Origin of the sequence: Desulfitobacterium sp. (assembly GCF_034927245.1) — a bacterium.
Taxonomy (GTDB): Bacteria; Bacillota; Desulfitobacteriia; order Desulfitobacteriales; family Desulfitobacteriaceae; genus Desulfitobacterium_A.
Genome location: NZ_JAYFQK010000054.1, coordinates 1 through 22,702, shown reverse-complemented (window position 1 = coordinate 22,702; position 22,702 = coordinate 1). Strand labels below are relative to the sequence as shown.

Here is a 22,702-nt window from a genome sequence, read left to right as displayed (position 1 = left end):
CGCTATTAACGTTTGGCTTAAAGTTCTCCTCTGTATTTTCCTACGGACTGAACGTCTTTATCGCCGCGTCCGGAAACCGTAATAACGATGATGTTCTCCGGTTTAAACTGGTCCGCCAGCTTGCGGGCTAAGGCGATGGCGTGGGCGCTTTCAATCGCCGGGATAATTCCTTCTTTTTGGGCCAGATACACAAAGGCGTCCACCGCTTCCCGATCCGTCACCGGGTAATACTCTCCCCGGCCCGTATCTTTCAGCCAGGCGTGCTCCGGCCCGACGCCCGGATAATCCAGCCCGGCGGAAATAGAATAGACCGGCGTGATCTGCCCTTCGCCGTCCTGCAGAAAGTATGACTTCATGCCGTGAAAGACCCCGACGCTCCCCCCCGTCATGCTGGCGGCATGCCTGCCCGTTTCCACTCCGTCCCCGCCGGCCTCCGCTCCGATCAGGCGCACCCCTTTATCTTGAATAAAGGGATAAAATGTCCCGATGGCATTGCTCCCGCCGCCCACACAAGCCAGTACGGCGTCGGGCAAGCGTCCTTCCTTCTCCAGCATCTCACTTTTGATCTCGTCCCCGATCACGCGCTGGAAATCGCGGACGATCAGGGGATAGGGATGGGGACCGACCGCCGATCCAACCACATAATAGGTATCGTTGACGCGGCGCGCCCACTCCCGCATGGCTTCGCTGGTGGCGTCCTTCAGCGTTCCCGTGCCCGACTTGACCTCCGTCACCTTCGCACCCAACAGGCGCATGCGGTATACGTTTAAAGCCTGCCGCTCGATGTCCTCCGTCCCCATGAATACTTGGCATTCCATCCCGAACAGGGCGGCCGCCGTCGCGGAGGCCACTCCATGCTGCCCCGCCCCGGTTTCCGCGATCACTCGCTTTTTCCCCATCCGGCGGGCCAATAACACCTGCCCCAGCACGTTGTTGATTTTATGAGCGCCCGTGTGGTTCAAATCTTCCCGCTTTAAATAAACCCGGCACCCCAGGTCTGCGCTCAGCCGCTGAGAATAGCTGAGCAGGGACGGGCGGCCCGCATAATTTTTCAACAGATCGTGGAACTCATCTAAAAAACTCTGATCCTTCCGGGCCTCTGCGTAGGCCTCCTCCAATTCTCCTAAGGCGTGCATCAGGGTTTCGGAGGAATATTGCCCGCCGAATATACCGTAACGTCCTTTTTTATCCATGGTACTGCCTCGCTTCCCTAACCCTGCTCACAAACAGGGCCATTTTGTCTTTATTTTTATAACCTTCCGTCTCCACATGGGTGCTCACATCCACACCATACGGATTCAGGGTTTTTATCGCTGTCTGCACATTGTCGGGGGAAAGCCCCCCGGCCACGATCACCTTGTATTTCCGGCAAAGATCCCGGGCCAGATCCCAAGCAAAGGTTTGTCCCGTTCCTCCCACTGCCTCCGCGCCATGGCCTGCGGCGGTGTCCAGAAGCAGAGCGTCCACACCCTCCAGATTTTCCAGGCCCTCCGGTTCATATACAAAACTCACCGTTCTGTTTCCCTCCGTGCTACCCCGGCCCGATCCTCCCGTACTTCCGTTATCCGATAAACCCGAATCGCACCGTTTGACCGGCATCCCTATCTTAAGCCAGACCCGGGTCTGTTCCGGCAACCTGCGGCGCAGTTCGGCGATATAGTCATGATCTTCTTCTCCGTGGAGTTGAACCACATCCAGATTAACTTTTTTGGCCGTCGCCACCACAAAATCGATTTCCCCATTGACGAAAACCCCGACCTTTTTTATCCCCCGACTCAAAAGCCGGTTCAGACCGACCGCTTCTTCCGGAGTGATCCTTCTTCGGCTGGGAGCGAAGATAAAGCCGATATAATCAGGTTTTACCTCGTTGGCCGCCGCTATATCCTCCGGCCGTCGCAGACCGCAAATTTTAACTTTGACCATTGTTCTCGCCTCCTGCCTGCACCATTGGTCCCTCTCCCGCCATGACCGACAAGTTCAGCTCTCTCCACTTACTCAACCTGTTCATCATACCCGGCCTGCTCAATTTATCCGGCCCATCAGTTCCCGCACCTTGTCCTGCACCGACCCTTTGGAGCCTGCCGCCCGCATCAGGCTTTCCCCGATCAGAACGGCCTGGACGCCGGCCCATTTAACCCGCCTCATATCCCCAGTACTGTGGATTCCGCTCTCGGCCACCATGATTTGGCCGGCCGGGACCAGTTTCGCCAGCCGCTCCGTTGTCTCCAGCCTCACTTCAAAGGTGTTGAGATCCCGGTTATTGATCCCGATAATTTTTGCCCCGGCTTTCAGGGCCCGTTCCAGTTCGGCTTCGGTATGGACCTCCAGCAGCACATCCAGGTGCGTCTCCTCCGCCTCCGCCATAAATCTGCTTAACGTTGGGTCGTCCAGCATGGCGGCAATGAGCAAAATCGCCGCAGCTCCCAGGAGGCGAGCTTCATAGATCTGAGAAACATCGATCACAAAATCCTTGCGCAGCACAGGCAAATCAACCGCTTTTCTCACTTCGACCAGATACTCATCCTTACCCAAGAAATAATCTTCTTCCGTCAATACCGATATGGCGGCGGCACCGGCCTGCGCATAGGCCCGCGCCTGATCGGCGGGAAAGAAATCCGGCTGGATAATTCCTTTCGACGGCGACGCTTTTTTAATCTCCCCAATCAGCTTAACCTGTCCTGTCCCGCCGATAGCCTCGGCAAATGAAGTCCGTAGCAGAGGGGTGTTAAGCGCCTGTTCCTTTAGACTCTCTCGCGAGCATTTTTGCAGCCGCTCGGCGACCCTTATTCGCTTGCGGGCCGCGATCTTATCTAGAATTGTGCTCATAACGCCATGATCTCTTCGCTGTTAGTATAGTTCCGGATTTCCTCCAGCTTGGCCAGCGCCTTACCGTTGTCCAGTACCTCCTGCGCTTTCAGAATCCCTTCCGCCAGACTCCCGGCTTGTTGCCCCACATAGATCGTCGCCGCGGCATTCAGGACAACCTCGTCCCGTTTTGGCCCTTTGGCCCCTTTCAGGATATCCAAAGTGATCTGAGCATTTTCGCCCGCCTCTCCCCCTTGGATGTCGGCCAGTGTTGCCCGCTTCAAGCCGAATACTTCGGGATAAATAATATATTCGCTGATCTCGCCGTCTTTCAGTTCGCATACATAGGTCTCGCCGGTAATCGTGATCTCATCCGAATGGTCCGAGCCGTGAATAACCAGGGCGTGTTTTTCTCCCAATTTGGCCAGAGTCTGAACCACGAAAGGCATGATTTCTTTTTCATAAACCCCCAGTACCTGACCATGCGCCCCGGCCGGATTGGAAAGCGGACCGAGCAGATTGAATACCGTGCGTACCCCCAGTTGTTTCCGTACCGGAGAGGCATGACGCATCGCCGGATGAAATGTCGGGGCAAACATGAAACCAAAACCGATATCGGAGATACACTTTTCCACCGCCTTCGGGCTGAGGTTGATGTTCACACCCAGAGCTTCATACAGATCGGCGCTGCCGCTCCGGCTGGAAACGGAACGGTTGCCGTGCTTAGCCACACAGGCTCCGGCTGCCGCGGCCACGATCGCCGAAGTCGAGGAGATGTTGAAGGTGTTCGTTCCATCCCCGCCCGTGCCCACCGGATCAACGCAGAATTCGGTCCGGGGGATGATCCGGTTCGCCTTTTCGCTCAGGGAGCGGACACACCCGGTGATCTCCTCCACCGTCTCCCCTTTGACTCTCAGCCCGATCAGGAAGGCCGCAATCTGGGCGTCGGTCGCTTTTCCCTCCATAATCTGATTCATCGCGTCGAATGCCTCTTTTTCAGTCAGGTTTTTCCCGGCAATGATCTGTTTGACTGCCTTATTAATCATCATCGTAGTTCTCTCCTTTGCTCTTACTTTTTTACTTTTTGTTTTTTGAGCTACGCGTTTTTACTTTCTTAAAAACATTAAAATTCGGATTTTAGCTATAGCTAGAAAATAAAAAACTCTCGTCCTAACTAAAGGACAAGAGTTGTAAATATCTCCTGCGGTACCACCTAAATTGGCTAAAAAAGCCCGCTCATATCATGTACTATCATACACGCTTCCTTTGTAACAGGCGAAGATCCCGTCAGTTCCTAGTCACGTTTGATCATCGGCTCATCGCCATGATCAAAAATTTTCGGGCTGCCCTCATAAGTCCATTCAGTACAGACCGTCATGCCGCAATCCCACCTCCTGCGGCTCTCTGAAAATCCAATCTCGTACCTACTACTCCTAATCACAGGTTTGTTTGTATTTAGTTTGACTTAAATTATCATTTATGATAAATGTCCATTTTCAATCTGTCAAGTCATTTTTTGAAAAACTTCCGTTTTCTGTGAATTTTGAGGGGGTACGACCCAATATCATCGAATTCCTTAACGGAACCCGTTATTAATCCGGTCCTTTCTTTTTATGCTTACCAGCGATCGCGATGAACCCTTGACTCATCATAACGATCCATCGGCTTCTTGCTTTCCGCAGGATAACCCACTGCAATAGCCGAAACGGGCACGACATTCTCCGGCAGATTCAGGATTTTCTTTAATCCATCCACCCGAACCTGAACGGGATAAACACCCAACCAGCAGGTTCCCAGTCCTTTTTCCTGCGCCGCTAATAAAATGTTTTCTGTGGCAGCGGAACAATCCTGAATCCAGAAGTTGTTTCCCGGATATTTATCTGTCGCGAGATCAGCACAGACAACGATGGCTAAGCGGGCCTCACTTAACATTCGAGAATATTGATGTACCTTCATAATTTCTTCCAATTGAGCTCGCTCCTCAACCACGATAAAGTGCCAAGGCCTCTCATTCCCTGCCGATGGCGCACACATTCCCGCTTCTAAAAGATCATGCAATGTTTCCTTCGATACTGCCTGATTCGTATATTTGCGAATACTTCTCCTATTCCTAATTATGTCCATGACTTTACCGCCTTTCTCTTTTGCTTAATAGATATCTATTCTAAGCGTTCTAATCAGCCCAGATCAACTTCTGTTTTTCACAGAAATCTTTCATAAAGGAACGCTGTGAACCGTCTTGAAAACGGACCCGTTTATTATGATAATAATCCATTGTACATAAAGTTACCAGTTTTAAGCCCGCATCATTCCAACATAGAATAGACGTCTTTTCTCTTTAAGGAAAACGTAATAATGAACCAGTAAAGTATATTTCTAGGAGGAAATACCATGCCTTGGAGAGAATAAAAGGTTATTCCTGTTAGAAAGGTGATGTTTATGGCAACAATTATGAAAGAAGCAACATTAAAGAGGATAATCGAATTAGTAGCACGAGGATTATGGATATCAGGAGAGAGTGGAGGGAATGAGAAAAGACCTCCGATTGCTCGAAGGTCTGCATTGTATTATGGATTGAAGGCAGGGCGGCGTATCCTGCATACCTGTTAACTACCTTTACGGTAGCGTGTCGGGAGCCATTTCCGATCCTCAACAATCCTTTATGAACTTATGTTATTTACAACATAAGTATACCTAAATAAATTTATGAAGTCAATTATTCAATTTTCTTTAACCTTCCGCTATTTATTCTGTTTTGTAGCTTCCCATTAGATATATCGTATAAGCTTGAAACATATAAATACTGCTGTTCGGTATTAGTGCATAAATTTACAGAAACGAGTATTATATCATCAAATATCTTAATAAATTCAACGCTATTCGGTTCATTAGGATTTACTCCGATGTAATCCGGACTATTAATTATATCAGAAATATTGTCTAAGTATTTTAGAAAATCTTTATGTTTTTTCTTTACATGCTTCTTTACACCTGGAGCCATATAAATATTTCCATCTGGTAATGACAAATTTAGTAATGAAGTAAACTTTTCTTGAAGAACTCCTACTATAGCATAACTATTCGAATTTTTCTCCATAAATTCTCCAAAATCTTGATTTTATAATAATAAGCTTCGACAGAAAAAAGGAGAATCCTTCAGTATCTGGAAATATCCTATTTATTTAGATATACTAAAGTATCTATAACCTTATTCAAGAAATAGCGGAGGATGGAAGTATAGTTTTTGATTCTCGACCATGGTTAAACTAACTTTAAGAAGCCGCCGGCCATGGCGGCCCCCCTATTCTAAATAATGTACTATCCTGTAGGACACATATCAATACATAACGAACATTGATTTTTGTGGTCAATCTTACTGTGGAAACAGCTGCTGCACGAGCAATGCTCAAATTGAATGGTTGTATGTGCTATTCCAAAGTTATCGTAGATCGTATGTTGAAAGGTGTGTAAGAGATCGGCCGTTTGCTCCCTGCTTAATTCCTTAACCCAAACATGAGCTGTCATCGCTATTACTTCTTGGGAAATCGCCCAAACATGAATATCACTTACTCCCCGGACCCCATCATGAGCTAAAACTGTTGAGCGTAGATCTTCGATAGAAATATTGCCCGGCACGGATTCCAGAAATATACGCAGACATTCCCAAGTCATTTTAAAGGCATTTCTTAAGATAAGACAGGCAAGGATCGCACTGAGTAACGTATCAATTTTAGACCACCCTGTAAAGTAAATCACGATGCCGCCTATAAGCACTCCCAAATCAGCGAGCGCATCACCCGCGAAGTGGAGGAAAGCACTTTTTACATTCAAGTTGTTCGTGTTTTGCCTCAGATTAAGAACAATTAGCAGATTGACGATCATCCCGGCAATAGCTACGAAGATCATCCCTTGGGGCTCCACGATGACGGGGTGCAGAAAACGATCAATTGCTTTATAGAATATAAAGAGAGAAATGGTGATGAGGGATACATTATTGATCAAAGCCGAAAGCACACTATAACGATAATATCCATACGTGTTTTTGTAATCCGCCTTTTTTGTTGTCACTTTTAGCCCCCACCAGCTGATAATCAGGGCGGCAAAATCAGTGACGAGATGCCAAGAGTCACTAAGAAGAGCAAGGCTATTCGTTATTAAAGCAAAACTCAATTTTACGCCGAGTATTAAACCCACTAAACCTATTGAAATTAAGATCTTCTTTTGACTTTGATAAATGCTATGTTCAGCCATTCAATATTCCCCCGATATTCAATGTTCTTTAGTAAAGCCGGGGTATTGCCCCGGCTTTGTTGTACTATGCGCTTTCTTACTACCTTAAAGCCGAATTTTATACGTTACCGGTGAAAGTCAGATAAAGGAGCACGGCATTTAAACCGACAACGATGCTTGTAATGATCCAACCGACGACCTTGGTTACAGGCTTATTGACTAAACTCCCCATTAAGTCCTTGCGACTGGTGATCCATAACATGGGTATAATGGCAAACGGAAGGGCGAAGCTTAATACCACTTGGCTTATGACTAAAGCATTCATGGGGTTAATGCCTAGGGCAATGATAATCAGAGCCGGGGCCATCGTAATCAATCTTCGGAGATTAATGGGGATGCTTAAACCGACGAAGCCTTTCATAATCGTTTGCCCAGCCATAGTCCCGACTGCAGAAGATGACAGGCCGGAGGCTAATAAAGCGATACCAAATGCCCCGCTGGAGAGTGGCCCGAGCAGAGGTGTTAAGGATTGGTGAGCTTGTTCAATCGTATCTACAACCATACCATTTCTGAAAAATACTGCGGCAGAGACGATAACCATGGCGGCATTGACGATAAAGGCAATATTCATAGCAATGGCAATATCGATTCGTTCCATGCGTAAATGCTTACGTTTTTGTTCATCCGTAAAATTCTTTTTGTTTCTGGCCTGAACTAACTGCGAGTGAAGATAGATAACATGTGGCATTACCGTCGCTCCGAGCATTCCGGCGGCTAATAGTACAGCTTCACCATTGGGAAGAGATGGAATGAGGGTGTGTATGCCTGCCTGTGTCCAATCCGGCTTTGCTAAAAAAAGTTCTATCGTGTAACCAATGGTTATGACCGCTACTAATGTACCAATGATCCACTCTACGACCTTTTGCCCATACTTCTCCATGTAGACGATTAAGAACGTCAATACCCCGGTAATGAAGCCTGCATAGATCATAGGAATATGGAACAGTAAATACAATCCTAAGGTTCCGCCAAGAAACTCGGCTAAATCTGTAGCCATAGCCGCAAATTCAGCCTCAATCCAGAAAAACCAGTTGGTCTTTTTTGAGAAAACCTTCGAGCACATCTCCGGCAAATTATGTCCTGTAGCTATCCCAAGTTTAGCTGACATGCTCTGGAGAAAGATCGCCATGAGGTTACTCCAGAGAATGACCCATACTAAATTGTAGTTGAATATAGAGCCGCCACTGATGTTCGTCGCAAAATTACCGGGATCGATGTAGGCAACACTCACGATAAACGCCGGACCGATATACTTGAGTAAACCTTTAAGTTTTTCCAGCCAAGTATCCTTTGGTAATGGCATTGTCAGCGCGGTTTTGGTTAAGTTAATACCTTCACTCATTTTAATCCCCCCCATTTTTTAACTAGAGTCATAAAGCATGTTGAAGGAATATACTGATATAACGAATCAGTATATTTATAGAAGAAAGATTTTTACCCTTGATACCTTAGCTAAGCAATCCTGATTGAAACGGCCGTTTTAAGGTGAAGCAAAGGAAGTGATACATATGCTGTCACCCAGCCTAGAAGACTACTTAGAGGAAATATATCGGTTTTCGTTATCCCTTGACACCGTAAGAGTAACAGACATTAGTAATCGGCTAAAAGTTGCTTTGCCGTCTGTAACCAAAGCGCTTTACAAATTGAGAGACCAGAATTACATCAATTACGAACGATATGGGGAAATTCGGCTCACGGATAAAGGAAACGAGTATGGTCAGTACTTAGTCACAAGAAACCAATTATTACAGGAGTTTCTTGACCTAATATGTAGCAAATGTAACTTTGCTGCAGAGGCCGAAGCGATGGAGCATTACCTCTCAGCGGCGACGATTGATGCGATTAGAAACCTGGTGGAGTTTATGAAAAACAATCCCTCTTTCCAACATGCCTTTATGGATTTTTTAGATGATATGGACTAACATGTACCTCCTTGCAATTATTATTGAATGGGTTAGCCTGAGCTAACTAAAAGGTTGATTTTGAAATTAGAATACGTGAAATAATTCAAAATGCTACAATGATTCACTGACAATTCCAGCTAATATTAACAAAATCAGCAAGAGATAATTTGGGTGGGGCATTTTCATGGACGAAGAACAAGCAACCTCCCCCTTGCATAGACTGAGATGGTATCAAAAGCTTATGAATAAGGGGAGGTTGCTTATGCATTTTTTTTAGTATGGTGAGTATCAGCCAGGGATATTGGACGGGGTGGCGGACAGCTTCAAACCGTTTTGAAAAGTGGGCTCAGATTTTATCGGGATTGTTACTTATACTTATTGGTGTCTACGAAATATTTATTTGAACTCAGAAAATGCATACAACTTTATATTTCTATATACTACTAAAAAGAAAAGACGTGAAAGAATCCTCTCACGTCAAAACATATTTTAATCTACTAAATAATGTATTGTTTTGTCATATTGTCAAGTTCAGCCGCATTTTCACTTAAATCAATGGCTGATGCTGCCGCCTCCTCCATTGAACCAAGTTGTTCATGAGTTGAATCGGAAATAAGCTTTAACTCTTCCGCATTTTTTTCTGCCATTGTGCCGACTTCTATCAAAGCTGATGTGATTTCTTCTGTACTTGCGGAAATTTCTTGCGTCGATGCCGAAATCTCTTCAATCTGTTCCGTAACATGGCTTGTTGACTCATTGATTTTCTTAAAGATGTTTTCCGTTTCCTGAATTTGCTCTATTCCTTCTAATGTTCCCTCTTTTACAAGTCTCATTTTAGTTACAGACTGATCAACATCCTCTTTTATATTCTTGATCAAGACTGTTATCTTTTCTGTTGAAACTTTCGATAGATCGGCAAGCTTTCTAACTTCATCGGCCACAATCGAAAAACCTCTCCCATGTTCCCCTGCCCTTGCCGCTTCTATTGCCGCATTCAAAGACAACAAGTTCGTCTGTGCGGCGATCGCTCCAATTGTTTCAATAATCTCACCGATATTATTTGAGCGCTCCCCTAATTGATTAATGACCCTACTTGATTCATCGACTTCACTTTGTACAATGGCCATCTTTTCAGACAGGAGCTTTAAACTCGTATAACCATTATCAACAGCCGCTCCCATCTCATTGGATGCCTTGGCCACTTCCGAAGAATTCACAGCGATCTCTTGTACACCTATGGCGATTTGATTCATTGCTTCCGAAACCCCGGTTGTGCTTTTTAATTGCAGGTTGGTTTGATCCATAATCAAGGCCATTGATTCCGCAATTTTTTGAGCCGATTCCGTCGTTTGTTCTGTAACCTTCTGAAGACCCTCTGCTGAGTCGCTTACACTATCAGCCATATTCTTCCCTTCGTTTGTCAACTGATAGAAGGCTGCAATGACTTCGTTAAAAGCAACCGCAATCTGTTGCATTTCATCCTTCGTTTTAAGGTTGATTCTTGGCCTTAAGTCTCCATTGGAAACCTTAACAGCTACGTCATCGATTGAAGAGATTGTTTCTTTTATGGATAGATAAAGGCCAATAAATAAATACACAATTATTAAACTAAAAAATGCACTCATAAAAATCAGGAGATTCCTTGTTTTTTCCGCAGCCTTTACTTCGCTTCTTGCCTTTTGATCCAGATAGCTTGAAGAATCATTCAAAAAAGCATAGACACTATTAATGGATGAAGTTGCTAAATCAAAGTATTGTTTGGAATCCATTTGAATCTGATCACTTGATATAAACTCTTTTGTTATGGTATTCACCAATATATCAACAGAATTGGCTGCCGTTTCGTAACCGGTTTCAAGTCCCTTACTTGCAGCTTCTTCAGCAAATAATAATGAAGTGTTTTTCCTGACTTCATTGTTATTCATAGCAATGCTCTCCAATAAACTCAGTAACTGCTGCCTTTCTTCCGCAGACATATTTTTCTTTGTCGCAATTCCGGAGCCTTTGGCACGGCTTTGACCCATCTTTTCCGCCATAGTCGGTAAGTTATTCATTGTAAGATCAACCAATAAATATGAGGCGGAATCATCCTGCAGCTGCAATTTTGTTTCAAATGACACCTTATGCGTTAAATCAAGTTCCTTACTCACTAAATCTGTATGAGCCGTAAATGATTCGCCAGGTAACATTTGGTCTAACTCATTTTGAATTTTCTTTAGATCACTTTTAATGGACTCCCAACCAGCAATATCTTTAATAATAAACGGATTGTCCGCGATTATTTTATCAATCAGATCTATATCGTTTTCAAGTTCTATATCCTTCTGCTGTAAATCTTTTTTGAAACCGCTATCGCCGTTTAAATATGAAGAGGATATCCCTCTTCGTTCTTGCGTATGCTTAATCAAATTTCTAATCAAAATATTAGTTTCTATCCCTTTACTTTGTTCTGTCTTGATATCATAAACCTTTTGAGCATCCAATAATTGCATTGTCAAAAAGACACTCAAGGGTATCAAAAAAAGCACAAACATAAAGATGAATTTTCTGCCATACTTTATTTTATTCATCAATTTGATCGACGGAGCGAAAATACTATTCATGTTAAACCCCCAGTTATTTTATTTTTATACGCTGACTTCAGTTGATCAATTGTTCAGCTAGCGCTAACTTATTATCGATATCTTCCAAGATAGTTTTCGTGTAATTTAGATTATGGACACCCCAACTTTTATCGTTTTCAACAAAACTCAGGTTAGTAATAACGATATCAAGTAATTGTTTAGCTTGGTTATAATTAGGAGCACTTTTCGAACTATCTAGTTTTTTTCTAATATTAGCGAGACGATCATCAAACGTTTTTGTTTGATCTTTAAAATCTGTTTGAATTTGGTCAACATGGTTTGCAAATTCCTGTTCGTCCTCAGTAGCGTGGCATAAATAACATGAAGTGATTACTTTATCTTTTATCGCTTGAGAAGGGATTATGGCAACAAACGTATGATTTTGATTCGTCATATGGCAATCCGCGCAGGAAATTCCTTCTGTATATCTATTATCTGGCATAGTTGGTATTCCAATCGCCCCTGTTCCCTTAAACATATTGGATTGGGAATTATGAGCAGCCATTCCCGGTTTGATATCTGTTGCTACATGGCAGGTTGAACATAACTCTGTAGGATTACTGGCATTTCTGAGAGCAATATAACCTTTGGCATCAAAGGTATGGCATGTTCCACACGTTATGGATGTAGTTAAAGATTGAATTGGCGGTTTATTGTTATCTAAAGCTATACCATACTCGTAAGAGTGGCATTGATAGCAACTATCCGTGACATGGTTGCCCGGAGTCTGCTTTTGCTCATTAAGTACTTTCAAAGACTGATTATGTGCGCTTTTGTCATACTGCTGCCGAATGGGAGTAAAGATATCCGTTTCGGGTTCCGGATCGGGCAATTTCACCTTGGTTGAGTGAGTCTCTGCACCTAATCCTGAGGGATTGGGTGCTACGGCAGTTTTGATGGTTAGGAAGAATTTGGGTAGTAGTGTCACAAGAAGCACAACAATGAATAGGATCAAAACTACCTGTATTCCTCTTGAATACTTAAATTTCATTTTAAAACCCCCTTACTAAATTAAACCACAAATCGTTTAACAGAATAATGCAGTTCCTCAGCCAAAGATGTTAAGGCCTCCGCTTGATGCTTCAACTCTTTGGTAGATTCTGTTTGTTCCGAAACATTGGCCTCTACTTGAATGGTCTGCGCTACTGTACTCTCGGTGAACTGCTCTAAATTACGAGATTGAGCATTCATCATCTCGCTTGCGGCTGTAAGTTCCTCGATGGTTGAATAAACGTCCTGCATTTCGTCCGCTTGCTTTTGCGTGTTTGCGATAATTTCCCGAAAATCATCCGTCATGTTAAAAACGATGTCTCTTGTATTAACAACAGATTTATTTCCATCCTCGAGGACGCTAAGTGCCCTTTTCGAGAAACTTAGCATATTGTTAATACGTTCAGAGACTTTCGTATTATTATCTGCACTGGCCTGAGCTAATTGACGTATTTGATTAGCGATTACTGAAAAGCCGCGACCATGCTCACCATTTCTCGCTGCCTCAATTTCTGCATTTAAGGCCAATAAACTTGTAGAACTCGCAAACTGTTTGGTAATATCGGTTATATCGGCAACTTCCTGGAATAAGGTAGAGAGTTCTTTAACGATGTTATTAGCCTCCTCGGAGTTATGTTTCATTTCTTCTAATTGATCGATCGCGGCTTGAAGTTTTCGTCCCCCTTCTTCGGCCTTAAGGGATGAAAGTTTTGCGGCTTCGGTAATATGCTGACTGGAAATAGCGATTTGATTGATACTCATGCTGTTTTGTTCAATGATCTCGGCCATTTGTTTCAGGTTTTTCATGTTGAGTTTAGCGTTCTGTGCAGTATTCTCGAACGTTTCATTAATTTCCTGAGATATCTTTTCGGATTGGATTGTTGACTCAGTAATTTTTTCACTTGAAGTCAAGAGTTTTTTTCCTTTGTCCGTCGTTTCTTGGATTAAACCAGAAAGATCTTCTATCATAGAGTTAAACGATTGGGCAAAGAGACCGAGTTCGTCTTGGCTATCCGTATATACCCTATGTCGAAGGTCGCCACCGGCTACTTTATTCGTTGCTGTGATCAATTCAGTAATAGATTTTTTAATCCCTAAAGCTACAAAATACGTTACGATACTCGAGAGAATTAGCCCCAGAATGATTAAACCGACTGAGGACAACGTAGAATTTAGAACATTATGATTATTTTGTTCTTGAACGGCAGCCACGAGATCAAGAATAGCCGTGGATAGATCGGAACTTGCCTGAATGATTTGATTCGCTGAAGCGCCCGTATTGGGAACGATTTGACCCACAATTATCTTATTCCCATTGATATATTGGGTAAACAAGTTGTTGACTAAATAACTAAAACTATCATGTTTATATTGAACGTTTTCCAGTAAATCCGTTTGTTGACTTCCTAGAAACAGCTTTAAACGATTGAATTCTTGATTAAAGCTTCGGTCGTAATAGCGGAAGTCGTTAATAATTTCATCATGCCTTTTTTCATCGGTTGTTGACACAAACTCCAAAGCCATAGTCTGCTGTTTAATGATAATAGACTTAATAACATCATTTTCTTTGATAATTTGAATGTATTTAGAATTAGAGTCTTCGGACATTACTTGTGCTTTTGAGATTTTATAATATAAAAAGGTTGTGCTCGCAATAACAAGGATAGCTGTAAAAATTAACCCTAACATCAATTTATAAAATAACGGAAGTTTTTTATATTGGAATATATTCACAATCAATCCCCCCAATTTACACATTCTAATGCCTTAATTCAATTCAAAGTTGTTTGCCCAAGCAACCGCTTCATAATAAGCTTTCGCAATGTCCTCCACATCAATGGCCAGCTTCTCTGCTAAGGTAAATATTTGTGCCCATTCACCTTTTTCGTATGCCAGCGTAAGTTTGTAGCAATTAGACATTTTTCCTTCATCAAGCTTCCCGGAAAGTAACTTCTTAGACTCTTCAGATATCGGTAGTTCAGGAAGAAGCAACTCCATCGGGCAACCTGTCAAGACGTCTATCATTGAGAAAATCCCAAGGGTAAAGAATTCCATCTTTCGTTCATCCAAACCTATTTTACCGCAGAGAATCTCAAGGATTTTTGCCCTTTGTGCACAAAGACTAACGATGGTGTCCTGGCTGTCGCCACCAATCTTACGAAGCGCTGTTATATAGGCCCATTTTTTCAGCTCTTCCAGTCCCATTCGGATTGCTGCCTGTTTGACTGAAGTTATTTTTCTCCCACGGTAATAATAAGTGGTATTTGCAATCCTTAAAATCTCATAGGAAAAGGAGACATCCCTCTCGATGACTCCTGATATGTCTTTAAATTCGGATTCTTTATTTTCAAGTGCTTTGATCAAATTAATGTGGTTCATTTTTGACGGTGGGATTCCTTTAGAATGCTTAATTACCGGCTTGGCAAAATAGTATCCCTGGAAAAAGCTATATCCGGCTTTAACAGCCATTTGAAAGTCATCATTGTTTTCAATCTTCTCGGCAAGAAACTTTATTCTTTTATTTTTGAATTGCTTAACGACATATGTTCTTTCATATTCAGTTTTGGTCAACATAAAATCAACCTTGATTATATCGGCTATTTCAATAAGCGCCTCATAACCCGGTCTGAACACAAAGTCGTCCAAAGCAATAGTATACCCTTCAGCTTTGAGATTTTTACATGCAGAAACTACATCTCCGCTTGGTTCAATGTTTTCGAGTACCTCGACTACGATTTGTTCTTTTGGAAATAACGTTGCAACACCATGTAAAAGCATGTTTTCGGTAAAATTAATAAAGGCCTTTTTCTTACCCGATATTTCACTGACACCCATTGACAAAAAACCGGCTGCCATCACACTTGATGTCGCAATGTCACCGTTATTGCAGTTATATTCGGTACCTCCTTCTTCTCTATAAAGAAGTTCATAGCCATACAAATTATTATTTTTACCAAAAATCGGCTGCCGCGCGAACAGCAAAGCCATAACACTTCAACTCCCGCTACCCAATCATTAGATATTACCTTGATATTTCCAACTACTTATAAAATTACTTCAATCATTTATTATAAAGATTGAAGTAATTCACAGCAAAACCACATGCTATTATATTTAACAAAAAACCAAATCAATCACCCGTTCATCGATTTCGTCTTATTTAACTGCTGCAACTCTTGTAGCATATCCCGGCTTACTTCATAGGCCCTTTTTAGCCCCGCAATATCTGTCCCGTTAATTTTGGCGGAATAGTCTTCAATTATGCTTGATAGCCTGTCCTGTTCAACTGTGTTATTACGCGCAAGCTCGTTCTTATCCAAAATTCCCTATCTCCAACCATAATGTCATTGACCGAATATGCAAAGTCGCAATAAATTAATTGTTACTACAATTATATCTTTTCTAAGTGAAAATCTAAAATTGATCAACAACACCTTAATAAAATTGCCCCATTGTTTATTTACAATTGGGTAATTTTCTCTGCAATATTCGTTGTTTTTCTTTATTTATCATATCAAACCTCGCCGTTTACATATATATCCATCTTGTGCTGCGTCACTGTTGTACCGGTACTCCAAAAACGAACGTTGTTCCCGAATTGGCTTCTGAAGTAAAATAAACATATCCTCCCAAATACTTTTCTCCGAGAAGCTTCATACTATAAGTTCCAATTCCACGTCCACTGCCCTTGCTGGAATAGGAGCGCTTGAATATTTGCAATTGGGCCTCTCTCTCCATGCACTGGTTATTATGTACCCGGAACTCGACAAAACCCTCTTTTTTTAAAAATCCGATGCTTATTGCATCCTTGTCGGAGGCTTCTACAGCGTTTTTTAACATATTGTTAACGATACGCCTTACAAGGACAATGTCACTTGTAATCATCACATCTTCATCGCAATTAATATTGATAGGACAAAGTACTGTATCATCTTTTCGATAAAACTCAACGAGTTTAACAGCCAGGTCCTTTGCCGAAAAGCTTGACAAACTGAGCTTAAGCTCTCCATTTTCAGCGGCTAGCAAGTCCTTTTGACTATTAATTTCATCTATCAAAATATCTATCGCTTCACCGGCATTCACCGATAATTCCTTAGCTTCATTGAGGTTCATCGTTTGGCTCATTATTTCCACAAGTCCTTTTACCGCTCCGGATGTATTCAGCAGATCATGGAAAAAGACTTGTTCAACGACCTGCCTTCTCTTCTCCTCACTGATATCCCTTACATTGAAAATTGTGTATTCATCGTTGACAGCTTCCGCAGGAACTGCATAAACCAAAAGCTCACAGGACTTTACTCCGTTATCGCTTTTTGCTGTAAATAGGCATTCTTTTTTTACAGGTGCTTTGGTTTTCTGAGATTCCAATATCGCAAGGATCGCTCCACAAACACTACAGTGTTCCGTAGTTCCAAAGCCTCCCGGCATCTCGTCAGAATGAACACAATTCAGAACCTCACCGGGGCGCAGACCCAGAAGTTCCACTTGTGATGAAAGTCCCAACGTTTCAAATAAAGCATTGTTTGAATATATAATTTGCCTTTGTTTGTTTAAAACCAGCAGAATGTAGGGCACGATGTTGAAAAGGTTAGGTATTAGATTTTGATTTTTAATTTGCTTTGCTTGAGATAATATTGCTTCGTCTGTTAAACGTGCACCAGGTGCAAATTGAGTCTCGTAATTTACAATATCATTAGCCATCATCGATCAACTCCCCAAGAAATTCATTTAAAAGCTTCATATGCTTTCATAAATTTTTCTGTATACTCCTCGTTACCTATTAAAGAATATACCTTGCTTAATAAAAGGTATATTTCCGAGTTTACAGGGTCAATGGATAATGCTTGTTTTAAGTGCATTAACGCTGCCTCCGTTCTACCGCATTCCAGTTCTTTTTTTGCCTTCTGCAAATCACTTTGTTCATTAATATCAGAAAATCCTTTCCAATCTTCATAAAATACCCGTTGCTCAATTTCACTCAGTAATTCCTTAAACTTTTCCATGGTGAATGGCTTTTGGAGATAAGCAACAGCACCCATTTGAGTACACTCTACGGCATTTTTTACGGTTGCATATGCTGTTGTGATTACCACAGGTGTTTGAATACCGTTTTGCTTCATCCATTTGTAAACTTCCGTACCGCTCATAAAAGGCATTTTTACATCCAGAAATACAATATTATAATGATCAGTCCTCAGTAACTCCAAAGCCTGCTTGCCTTTTCCTGCCGTTGTGACCAAATACCCTTCGTGTTCAAGGCATTTGGTCAGTAATATTCTACTGGATTTTGTATCGTCAACCACCAAAGCCTTCTTCAATTCTATCCCTCCTAAACTTGTACAGAGTAAACCACCGATATTATATCGTATTTTTCCAAATGTTGATATATTTCCGGTATACGTCCCCCCGGGGTCAGACCGTCTATAATGTTCGCTAAAATAAAGAAAAGACCTCCTTAGCAAAGAGGTCTTTGTATCTCTATATTTCCTTTTAACCGACCTCACCTGTTGCTGCTTCTTGGGCAATAGCAAGTTCGGTCAGCACTTTTTGATTCAGGCGAAGGCGAATTTCCTCTTCGATCGGCTCAAGGTTTTCGTAGAACATCACAAATATTTCACCGGGGTGACAATGATCAAGACCATATTGAAAGGCTTCGCGCTCCGGTAATACAACTGAGATTTGCTTAAGATCCATACCCGCAGCGCGTGCTTCCTCAAGCATAATCCCGGCAATTTCCCCCGGTTTTCGTCCCCGCAGATCCTTATCCTCGCGGATAATCAAACGATTAAATCCCTGTGCGGCGACCCGGGCAACTTCCCGAATCGACTCATCAGATCGATCTCCGGGTACGGTAACACAGCCCACAAGCGAACTCGCTTTAAATTTCTTGAGCGTCTTGACCACTTCTCGAATTCCGGCTGCGTTATGGCCATAATCGATAAAGACATTTACTCCGCCAATTTTATAAAGATTGAGACGTCCTCGATTATATACCGGATCGGAGGCAAACTCCCTTAATGATAAATTAATATCCTCTGCTGTTAATCCTAAAGCCCAGCCTGAAGCAATCGCCGCCAAAGCATTTTGAAGATTGTGGGCAGCCTTTCCCTCCCAAGTAATCGGAAGCTGTTTGACGGTGCAGATTTTATGACTCTGATCCCCTTGGCAAAGTAAAATTACCCCTCGGCGAACAATAACGGCTGTACCCCCGCAGGCTAAATGTTTACGAACCGTCAGGTTATCCTTTTCCTTGCTGAAAAAAATAACCCTTCCTTTGGTTTTATGCGCCATCTGGACAACCAGGGGATCGTCCGCATTTAATACAACATAGCTATGCGGCTTGACCACCTCTGCCACAAGGCCTTTGACATGGGCAATATCCCCAAGCGTCTCCACTCCGTATTGTCCTAAATGATCCTTGGCAACGTTGGTTACCACTGCGACATCGGCATAATCATAGGCTAACCCTGATCGTAAAATTCCTCCGCGGGCTGTTTCCAAAACAGCAACCTGGGCATCCGGATGGCGTAAGATCATACGAGCACTTTCCGGGCCTGTCGTGTCACCGCTCAAAAGAAGTTTGCCCCCGATATAAACCCCATCCGAAGTGGTCATTCCCACATTGAGATGCCGATCAGCAAGCATTTTCCCGATCATACGGGTCGTTGTCGTTTTGCCGTTTGTTCCCGTTATCGAAACGATCGGAATTCTTCCATTACCGGCGGGAAACATATGATCCATAATTCTTTGGCCTACATCGGTGGGTTTTCCGAATGTGGGATAATGATGCATTCTAATCCCCGGTGCGGCATTGATCTCGATAATCGCTCCCTTTTGTTCCCGGTAGGAAACACCGATATCCTCAAGGACCAAATCAACGCCGGCGATATCCAACCCAATAATCCGTGCAGCATAGACCGCTAAATCCGCATTTTCCGGATGGACGAATGAAGTCACATCTTCGGCGACCCCGCCTGTGCTTAAGTTAGCACTATCCCGGAGATAAACGGTTTCCCCCTCGGCTGGTACAGAATCTATGGTTAACTTCTTCTGCGCCAGGGACATCGTTACAACAGGGTCAATTTTAATTTTAGTCAGGACTTTTTCGTGATCTTCACCCCGCAGCGGGTTTTCATTGATTTTCCGGACCAATTGTTCTATTGTTGAGACTCCATCCCCAAGCACGCTTGCCGGGATCCGTTCAGCTGCAGCAATAAGCTGATTGCCAACCACGAGGAGTCGATAATTTCGTCCCTCAATATACTCTTCGATTAAAACACGTTCACTATAGTTTTGCGCCAAGCGAAAGGCAGCACGAACTTCAGACTCAGTCTCTAATCTCAGGCTGACACCTTTTCCTTGGTTTCCATTATAAGGCTTGACGACGACGGACTTGCCTAACCAATTAAAAATCTCAACGGCTTCCTCCTCACTTTGGGTGCTGTCTCCTCTTGGGGTAGGAACTCCTCCTTCATAGAGAAGCTGTTTCGTCAACTCCTTATCACAGGAAATATCGACCCCAATACTACTTGTCTGATCCGTCATTGCCGCTTGAATCCGTCTCTGATTCCGACCGTACCCCAGCTGGAGAAGACTGTCTTGATTTAAGCGCTGAACGGGTATTCCCCTTTCCTGTGCCGCTTCCAAGATTGCTTTGGTTGAAGCCCCCAGTTCAAATTTCTCATAAACTTGGCGTATGCGTTCAAGCGATGTTTGAATATCGGGAAGCCTTCCCGCAAGAAGCTCTTCAACAACCTTAAACCCCTGCCTAAATCCTTCAATCCCCGCCTCCAGCGAATCATAGGTGAAAATGATTTCATACTCTCCCGGAGCTTCAATAATCGACATCGTTTTGCCGTAAGGAATGGTTTGCCCCGTTAGGGTTAAAAGTTCAATGGTCACATGTTCAATCACATGTCCGATCAGGGTTCCCTCCTGAAGGCGCTCGATAAACCCCCCCGGTTTGCCCCGTGAACAATAATGATCATAAAGATTGGGAAGGCTCTGGATGAGGCGCGAATTAAAATCCCCGAGTGTATTGCTTTCTATTTCTGCCCATTCCTGGAGATCCACAACGGTTCGGATGATTGGCCGATAACTATAGACGTTAGCACCCTGAATCGCCTGGATACTTTTTATCTCCATTGCGATATTTGTCCTCCTTTGACCGCGGGAAAAGTACACATTAATTAGTTTTACCCTTTTTATTCTTAATATTCTCGTTATCGATTCTTAGGATTGATCATGAGCAACCCGACGTTTAAGGTCGAAGCCGTATCCTTCAGATAAAACGTGCATGAGTACCGGTGTCAAGACTAAAGCTTGCCCGGGCGAAACTTCTGAAACATTACTCGCAATAGTCGGTGAGGCATCGACCACTGTTACCGTATTTTCCCCTACCACGGAAAATCGCCCGTCGGTATGGACCAATATTGCCGTATCCTCGTCAATTCCTACACCCAAAACATAAGGATTTTGAGAAACGGCCGTTAGCAAGCGGCCAATTCTTCCCCGCTGTGCAAAATGCTGGTCAACAACAACCGAATGCAAAAGTCCCAACCCCGGAGCCATCGTCAGGGTATTTTTCTTCGCTGTGCCCGCTTCGCCGCCAACGATCATGGTGTCCGACATGACAGAAGCCCCGGCACTTGTCCCGGCGATGATTACCCCTCTCTCATAAAGCTGATGCAATGCTTTGCCCAGCTTAGTTCCCCCGATAAGCCCGGTAATGCGGAGCTGATCTCCCCCCGTAAAAAAAACTCCGGATGATTTTTGTAATTGACGAACGATATTTTCGTGATTGGCCCCGCCGCGTTCGGCAACATCCAGCACTTGAACATCCCCGCCGCCTAATTTCTCAAACAGCTCCCGGTACTCTGCTCCGACTTGTTCGGGAAGCTCGGTTGCTACAGTTAGAACGGTTATAACGCTATCACGCCCGCCCGCTTCCCTAATAAAACGTTTTAGGATTTTGCACTCTCCCTCTTTATCCTCTGCCCCGCCAATAATTAATAGCTTGCCATCAATATACTCACTCATGAAAAACCTCCCTCCTTTATTTATTTTCCGCAAAAAGGGCCTCACATTATGCAGAATTAAACATTTTCCATTCTGCGCCATATATTATTTTTAAGAAGGGAGGACTTTATATGCCCCAACATCAAATTGTCATTCATCGTTCCAGTCGTCAACTTGAACTTCTTGATGGAAACAGAGTGATTGCCCGTTATCCAATCGCTATTGGAAAATCGAACACACCCACTCCTACCGGCCATTTCTCTGTAGCCAGTAAATATGTGAACCCCGGCGGAGTCTTTGGCAGCCGCTGGTTAGGACTCTCGATCCCTCATTACGGAATTCACGGCACAAGCAACCCTGCAAGTATTGGAACAATGGCTTCTAAGGGATGCATTCGTATGCATAATCACCACGTTGAAGCCCTCTATCACCAGGTAGGGATAGGTACGCCGGTTATCATAAAACCTTAGCATGTGGTATAGCCGAAAGGGAGTATCGCGAAACTACTTTTTAAAGGGGTTGGTGACACTCCCTTTCCCATACTCCGGTTGAAAATCACAATCCGCAATGTACGAAAAAAGGTACAGCCTCCTCAATTTCTTGAGAAAGTGTACCCTCCTACTCTTGACAGTGGGGGGTAGCGGTTATCCCGCTACCCCAATATTAAATGTCAAAGTGGATTATCTTAATCCATCTTCTCCCTTAATTTCATTCTTTTGCAGCCCGCCAATACGAGGATGAGGACGACCTGACGCAGTAACAACGATGGCTACAACAAGTTCATCCGCGCGAGGAGCATCAGGAATTCTAACTTCCATCGCATCATAATGGGTACGCACAAAAGCTGCGTCCTTGAAATGGACGGGAACATCTAACCCTGTGCCTATTCCACCCAACTTTTTAGCGGAAGGAATAATCGCCTTTCCTCCACCGACTTCTGCACGGAACGGTTTGCCAAGACGCGGGTGAAGAATGGCTGCGGCATGTTCCAGTTCACCTTTTTCGCCCACAATGACACCTTTGCCATAGCTATTAACCTCTTCTTTAGCAATGCCCAAAGCTTTCACACCT

Annotated in this window: 20 protein-coding genes; 2 read left to right on the top strand and 18 right to left on the bottom strand. The window is 43.6% G+C overall.

The window, feature by feature from the left end:
- Positions 1–17: 17 nt before the first annotated feature.
- From trpB to VB077_RS13380, 8 genes are all read right to left on the bottom strand, one after another.
- On the bottom strand, positions 18–1,193 hold the full coding sequence (gene trpB, locus VB077_RS13415) for a tryptophan synthase subunit beta (protein ID WP_323415757.1): 1,176 nt from the start codon (positions 1,191–1,193) through the stop codon (positions 18–20).
- Positions 1,186–1,923 (bottom strand): phosphoribosylanthranilate isomerase, encoded by a 738-nt coding sequence (locus tag VB077_RS13410; RefSeq protein WP_323415756.1) that lies wholly within the window; start codon positions 1,921–1,923, stop codon positions 1,186–1,188. The genes trpB and VB077_RS13410 overlap by 8 nt, the downstream gene beginning before the upstream one ends.
- Positions 1,924–2,022: 99 nt before the next feature.
- Entirely contained in the window at positions 2,023–2,826 is an 804-nt protein-coding gene (gene trpC, locus VB077_RS13405) for an indole-3-glycerol phosphate synthase TrpC (RefSeq protein WP_323415755.1), read from the bottom strand.
- Complete coding sequence (trpD, locus tag VB077_RS13400; RefSeq protein ID WP_323415790.1) at positions 2,823–3,851, bottom strand: anthranilate phosphoribosyltransferase; 1,029 nt, start codon at positions 3,849–3,851, stop codon at positions 2,823–2,825. The genes trpC and trpD overlap by 4 nt, the downstream gene beginning before the upstream one ends.
- A 571-nt stretch (positions 3,852–4,422) precedes the next feature.
- Complete coding sequence (locus VB077_RS13395; RefSeq protein WP_323415754.1) at positions 4,423–4,929, bottom strand: nitroreductase family protein; 507 nt, start codon at positions 4,927–4,929, stop codon at positions 4,423–4,425.
- 592 nt (positions 4,930–5,521) lie between these two features.
- Entirely contained in the window at positions 5,522–5,902 is a 381-nt protein-coding gene (locus VB077_RS13390; RefSeq protein WP_323415753.1) for a PBECR2 nuclease fold domain-containing protein, read from the bottom strand.
- A 221-nt stretch (positions 5,903–6,123) separates the two neighbouring features.
- Positions 6,124–7,056, bottom strand: a complete 933-nt coding sequence (locus tag VB077_RS13385; protein WP_323415752.1) for a cation diffusion facilitator family transporter — start codon at positions 7,054–7,056, stop codon at positions 6,124–6,126.
- A 97-nt stretch (positions 7,057–7,153) separates the two neighbouring features.
- Complete coding sequence (locus VB077_RS13380; RefSeq protein ID WP_323415789.1) at positions 7,154–8,398, bottom strand: Nramp family divalent metal transporter; 1,245 nt, start codon at positions 8,396–8,398, stop codon at positions 7,154–7,156.
- Positions 8,399–8,603: 205 nt separating this feature from the next.
- Here VB077_RS13380 and VB077_RS13375 point away from each other — a divergent pair, with 205 nt between their 5' ends.
- Positions 8,604–9,017 (top strand): metal-dependent transcriptional regulator, encoded by a 414-nt coding sequence (locus tag VB077_RS13375; RefSeq protein ID WP_323415751.1) that lies wholly within the window; start codon positions 8,604–8,606, stop codon positions 9,015–9,017.
- Positions 9,018–9,496: 479 nt separating this feature from the next.
- Here VB077_RS13375 and VB077_RS13370 read toward each other — a convergent pair whose 3' ends face one another.
- From VB077_RS13370 to VB077_RS13330, 9 genes are all read right to left on the bottom strand, one after another.
- Positions 9,497–11,602 (bottom strand): methyl-accepting chemotaxis protein, encoded by a 2,106-nt coding sequence (locus VB077_RS13370; RefSeq protein WP_323415750.1) that lies wholly within the window; start codon positions 11,600–11,602, stop codon positions 9,497–9,499.
- A gap of 37 nt (positions 11,603–11,639) precedes the next feature.
- The gene (locus tag VB077_RS13365; protein ID WP_323415749.1) at positions 11,640–12,614 is read right to left on the bottom strand and encodes an ammonia-forming cytochrome c nitrite reductase subunit c552; all 975 of its coding nucleotides are present in this window, start codon (positions 12,612–12,614) and stop codon (positions 11,640–11,642) included.
- A gap of 20 nt (positions 12,615–12,634) precedes the next feature.
- A complete protein-coding gene (locus VB077_RS13360; protein ID WP_323415748.1) occupies positions 12,635–14,347 on the bottom strand; it encodes a methyl-accepting chemotaxis protein in 1,713 nt (570 codons plus the stop codon).
- Positions 14,348–14,380: 33 nt separating this feature from the next.
- Entirely contained in the window at positions 14,381–15,553 is a 1,173-nt protein-coding gene (locus VB077_RS13355; RefSeq protein ID WP_323415747.1) for an EAL and HDOD domain-containing protein, read from the bottom strand.
- A 194-nt stretch (positions 15,554–15,747) separates the two neighbouring features.
- Positions 15,748–15,933, bottom strand: a complete 186-nt coding sequence (locus VB077_RS13350; RefSeq protein WP_323415746.1) for a hypothetical protein — start codon at positions 15,931–15,933, stop codon at positions 15,748–15,750.
- 235 nt (positions 15,934–16,168) lie between these two features.
- Positions 16,169–17,317 carry a HAMP domain-containing sensor histidine kinase gene (locus VB077_RS13345; RefSeq protein WP_323415745.1) on the bottom strand — a complete coding sequence of 383 codons (1,149 nt, stop codon included), beginning with the start codon at positions 17,315–17,317 and terminating at the stop codon, positions 16,169–16,171.
- A gap of 20 nt (positions 17,318–17,337) precedes the next feature.
- The gene (locus VB077_RS13340; RefSeq protein ID WP_323415744.1) at positions 17,338–17,931 is read right to left on the bottom strand and encodes a response regulator; all 594 of its coding nucleotides are present in this window, start codon (positions 17,929–17,931) and stop codon (positions 17,338–17,340) included.
- A gap of 172 nt (positions 17,932–18,103) precedes the next feature.
- Positions 18,104–20,758 (bottom strand): cyanophycin synthetase, encoded by a 2,655-nt coding sequence (gene cphA / locus VB077_RS13335; protein WP_323415743.1) that lies wholly within the window; start codon positions 20,756–20,758, stop codon positions 18,104–18,106.
- 87 nt (positions 20,759–20,845) lie between these two features.
- Positions 20,846–21,652: a cyanophycinase gene (locus VB077_RS13330; RefSeq protein ID WP_323415742.1), complete on the bottom strand. Its 807-nt coding sequence runs from the start codon at positions 21,650–21,652 to the stop codon at positions 20,846–20,848.
- Between the two features lie 110 nt (positions 21,653–21,762).
- Here VB077_RS13330 and VB077_RS13325 point away from each other — a divergent pair, with 110 nt between their 5' ends.
- A complete protein-coding gene (locus VB077_RS13325) occupies positions 21,763–22,101 on the top strand; it encodes a L,D-transpeptidase (RefSeq protein WP_323415741.1) in 339 nt (112 codons plus the stop codon).
- 210 nt (positions 22,102–22,311) lie between these two features.
- Here VB077_RS13325 and VB077_RS13320 read toward each other — a convergent pair.
- On the bottom strand, positions 22,312–22,702 hold a 391-nt coding region (locus VB077_RS13320; RefSeq protein ID WP_323414312.1), incomplete at its 5' end, for an amino acid synthesis family protein.

Bases quoted from the DNA above. Each gene is read 5' to 3' on its own strand.
- trpB (WP_323415757.1), bottom strand. From the start codon at position 1,193: ATGGATAAAAAAGGACGTTACGGTATATTCGGCGGGCAATATTCCTCC.
- VB077_RS13410 (WP_323415756.1), bottom strand. From the start codon at position 1,923: ATGGTCAAAGTTAAAATTTGCGGTCTGCGACGGCCGGAGGATATAGCG.
- trpC (WP_323415755.1), bottom strand. From the start codon at position 2,826: ATGAGCACAATTCTAGATAAGATCGCGGCCCGCAAGCGAATAAGGGTC.
- trpD (WP_323415790.1), bottom strand. From the start codon at position 3,851: ATGATTAATAAGGCAGTCAAACAGATCATTGCCGGGAAAAACCTGACT.
- VB077_RS13395 (WP_323415754.1), bottom strand. From the start codon at position 4,929: ATGGACATAATTAGGAATAGGAGAAGTATTCGCAAATATACGAATCAG.
- VB077_RS13390 (WP_323415753.1), bottom strand. From the start codon at position 5,902: ATGGAGAAAAATTCGAATAGTTATGCTATAGTAGGAGTTCTTCAAGAA.
- VB077_RS13385 (WP_323415752.1), bottom strand. From the start codon at position 7,056: ATGGCTGAACATAGCATTTATCAAAGTCAAAAGAAGATCTTAATTTCA.
- VB077_RS13380 (WP_323415789.1), bottom strand. From the start codon at position 8,398: ATGCCATTACCAAAGGATACTTGGCTGGAAAAACTTAAAGGTTTACTC.
- VB077_RS13375 (WP_323415751.1), top strand. From the start codon at position 8,604: ATGCTGTCACCCAGCCTAGAAGACTACTTAGAGGAAATATATCGGTTT.
- VB077_RS13370 (WP_323415750.1), bottom strand. From the start codon at position 11,602: ATGAATAGTATTTTCGCTCCGTCGATCAAATTGATGAATAAAATAAAG.
- VB077_RS13365 (WP_323415749.1), bottom strand. From the start codon at position 12,614: ATGAAATTTAAGTATTCAAGAGGAATACAGGTAGTTTTGATCCTATTC.
- VB077_RS13345 (WP_323415745.1), bottom strand. From the start codon at position 17,317: ATGATGGCTAATGATATTGTAAATTACGAGACTCAATTTGCACCTGGT.
- cphA (WP_323415743.1), bottom strand. From the start codon at position 20,758: ATGGAGATAAAAAGTATCCAGGCGATTCAGGGTGCTAACGTCTATAGT.
- VB077_RS13330 (WP_323415742.1), bottom strand. From the start codon at position 21,652: ATGAGTGAGTATATTGATGGCAAGCTATTAATTATTGGCGGGGCAGAG.
- VB077_RS13325 (WP_323415741.1), top strand. From the start codon at position 21,763: ATGCCCCAACATCAAATTGTCATTCATCGTTCCAGTCGTCAACTTGAA.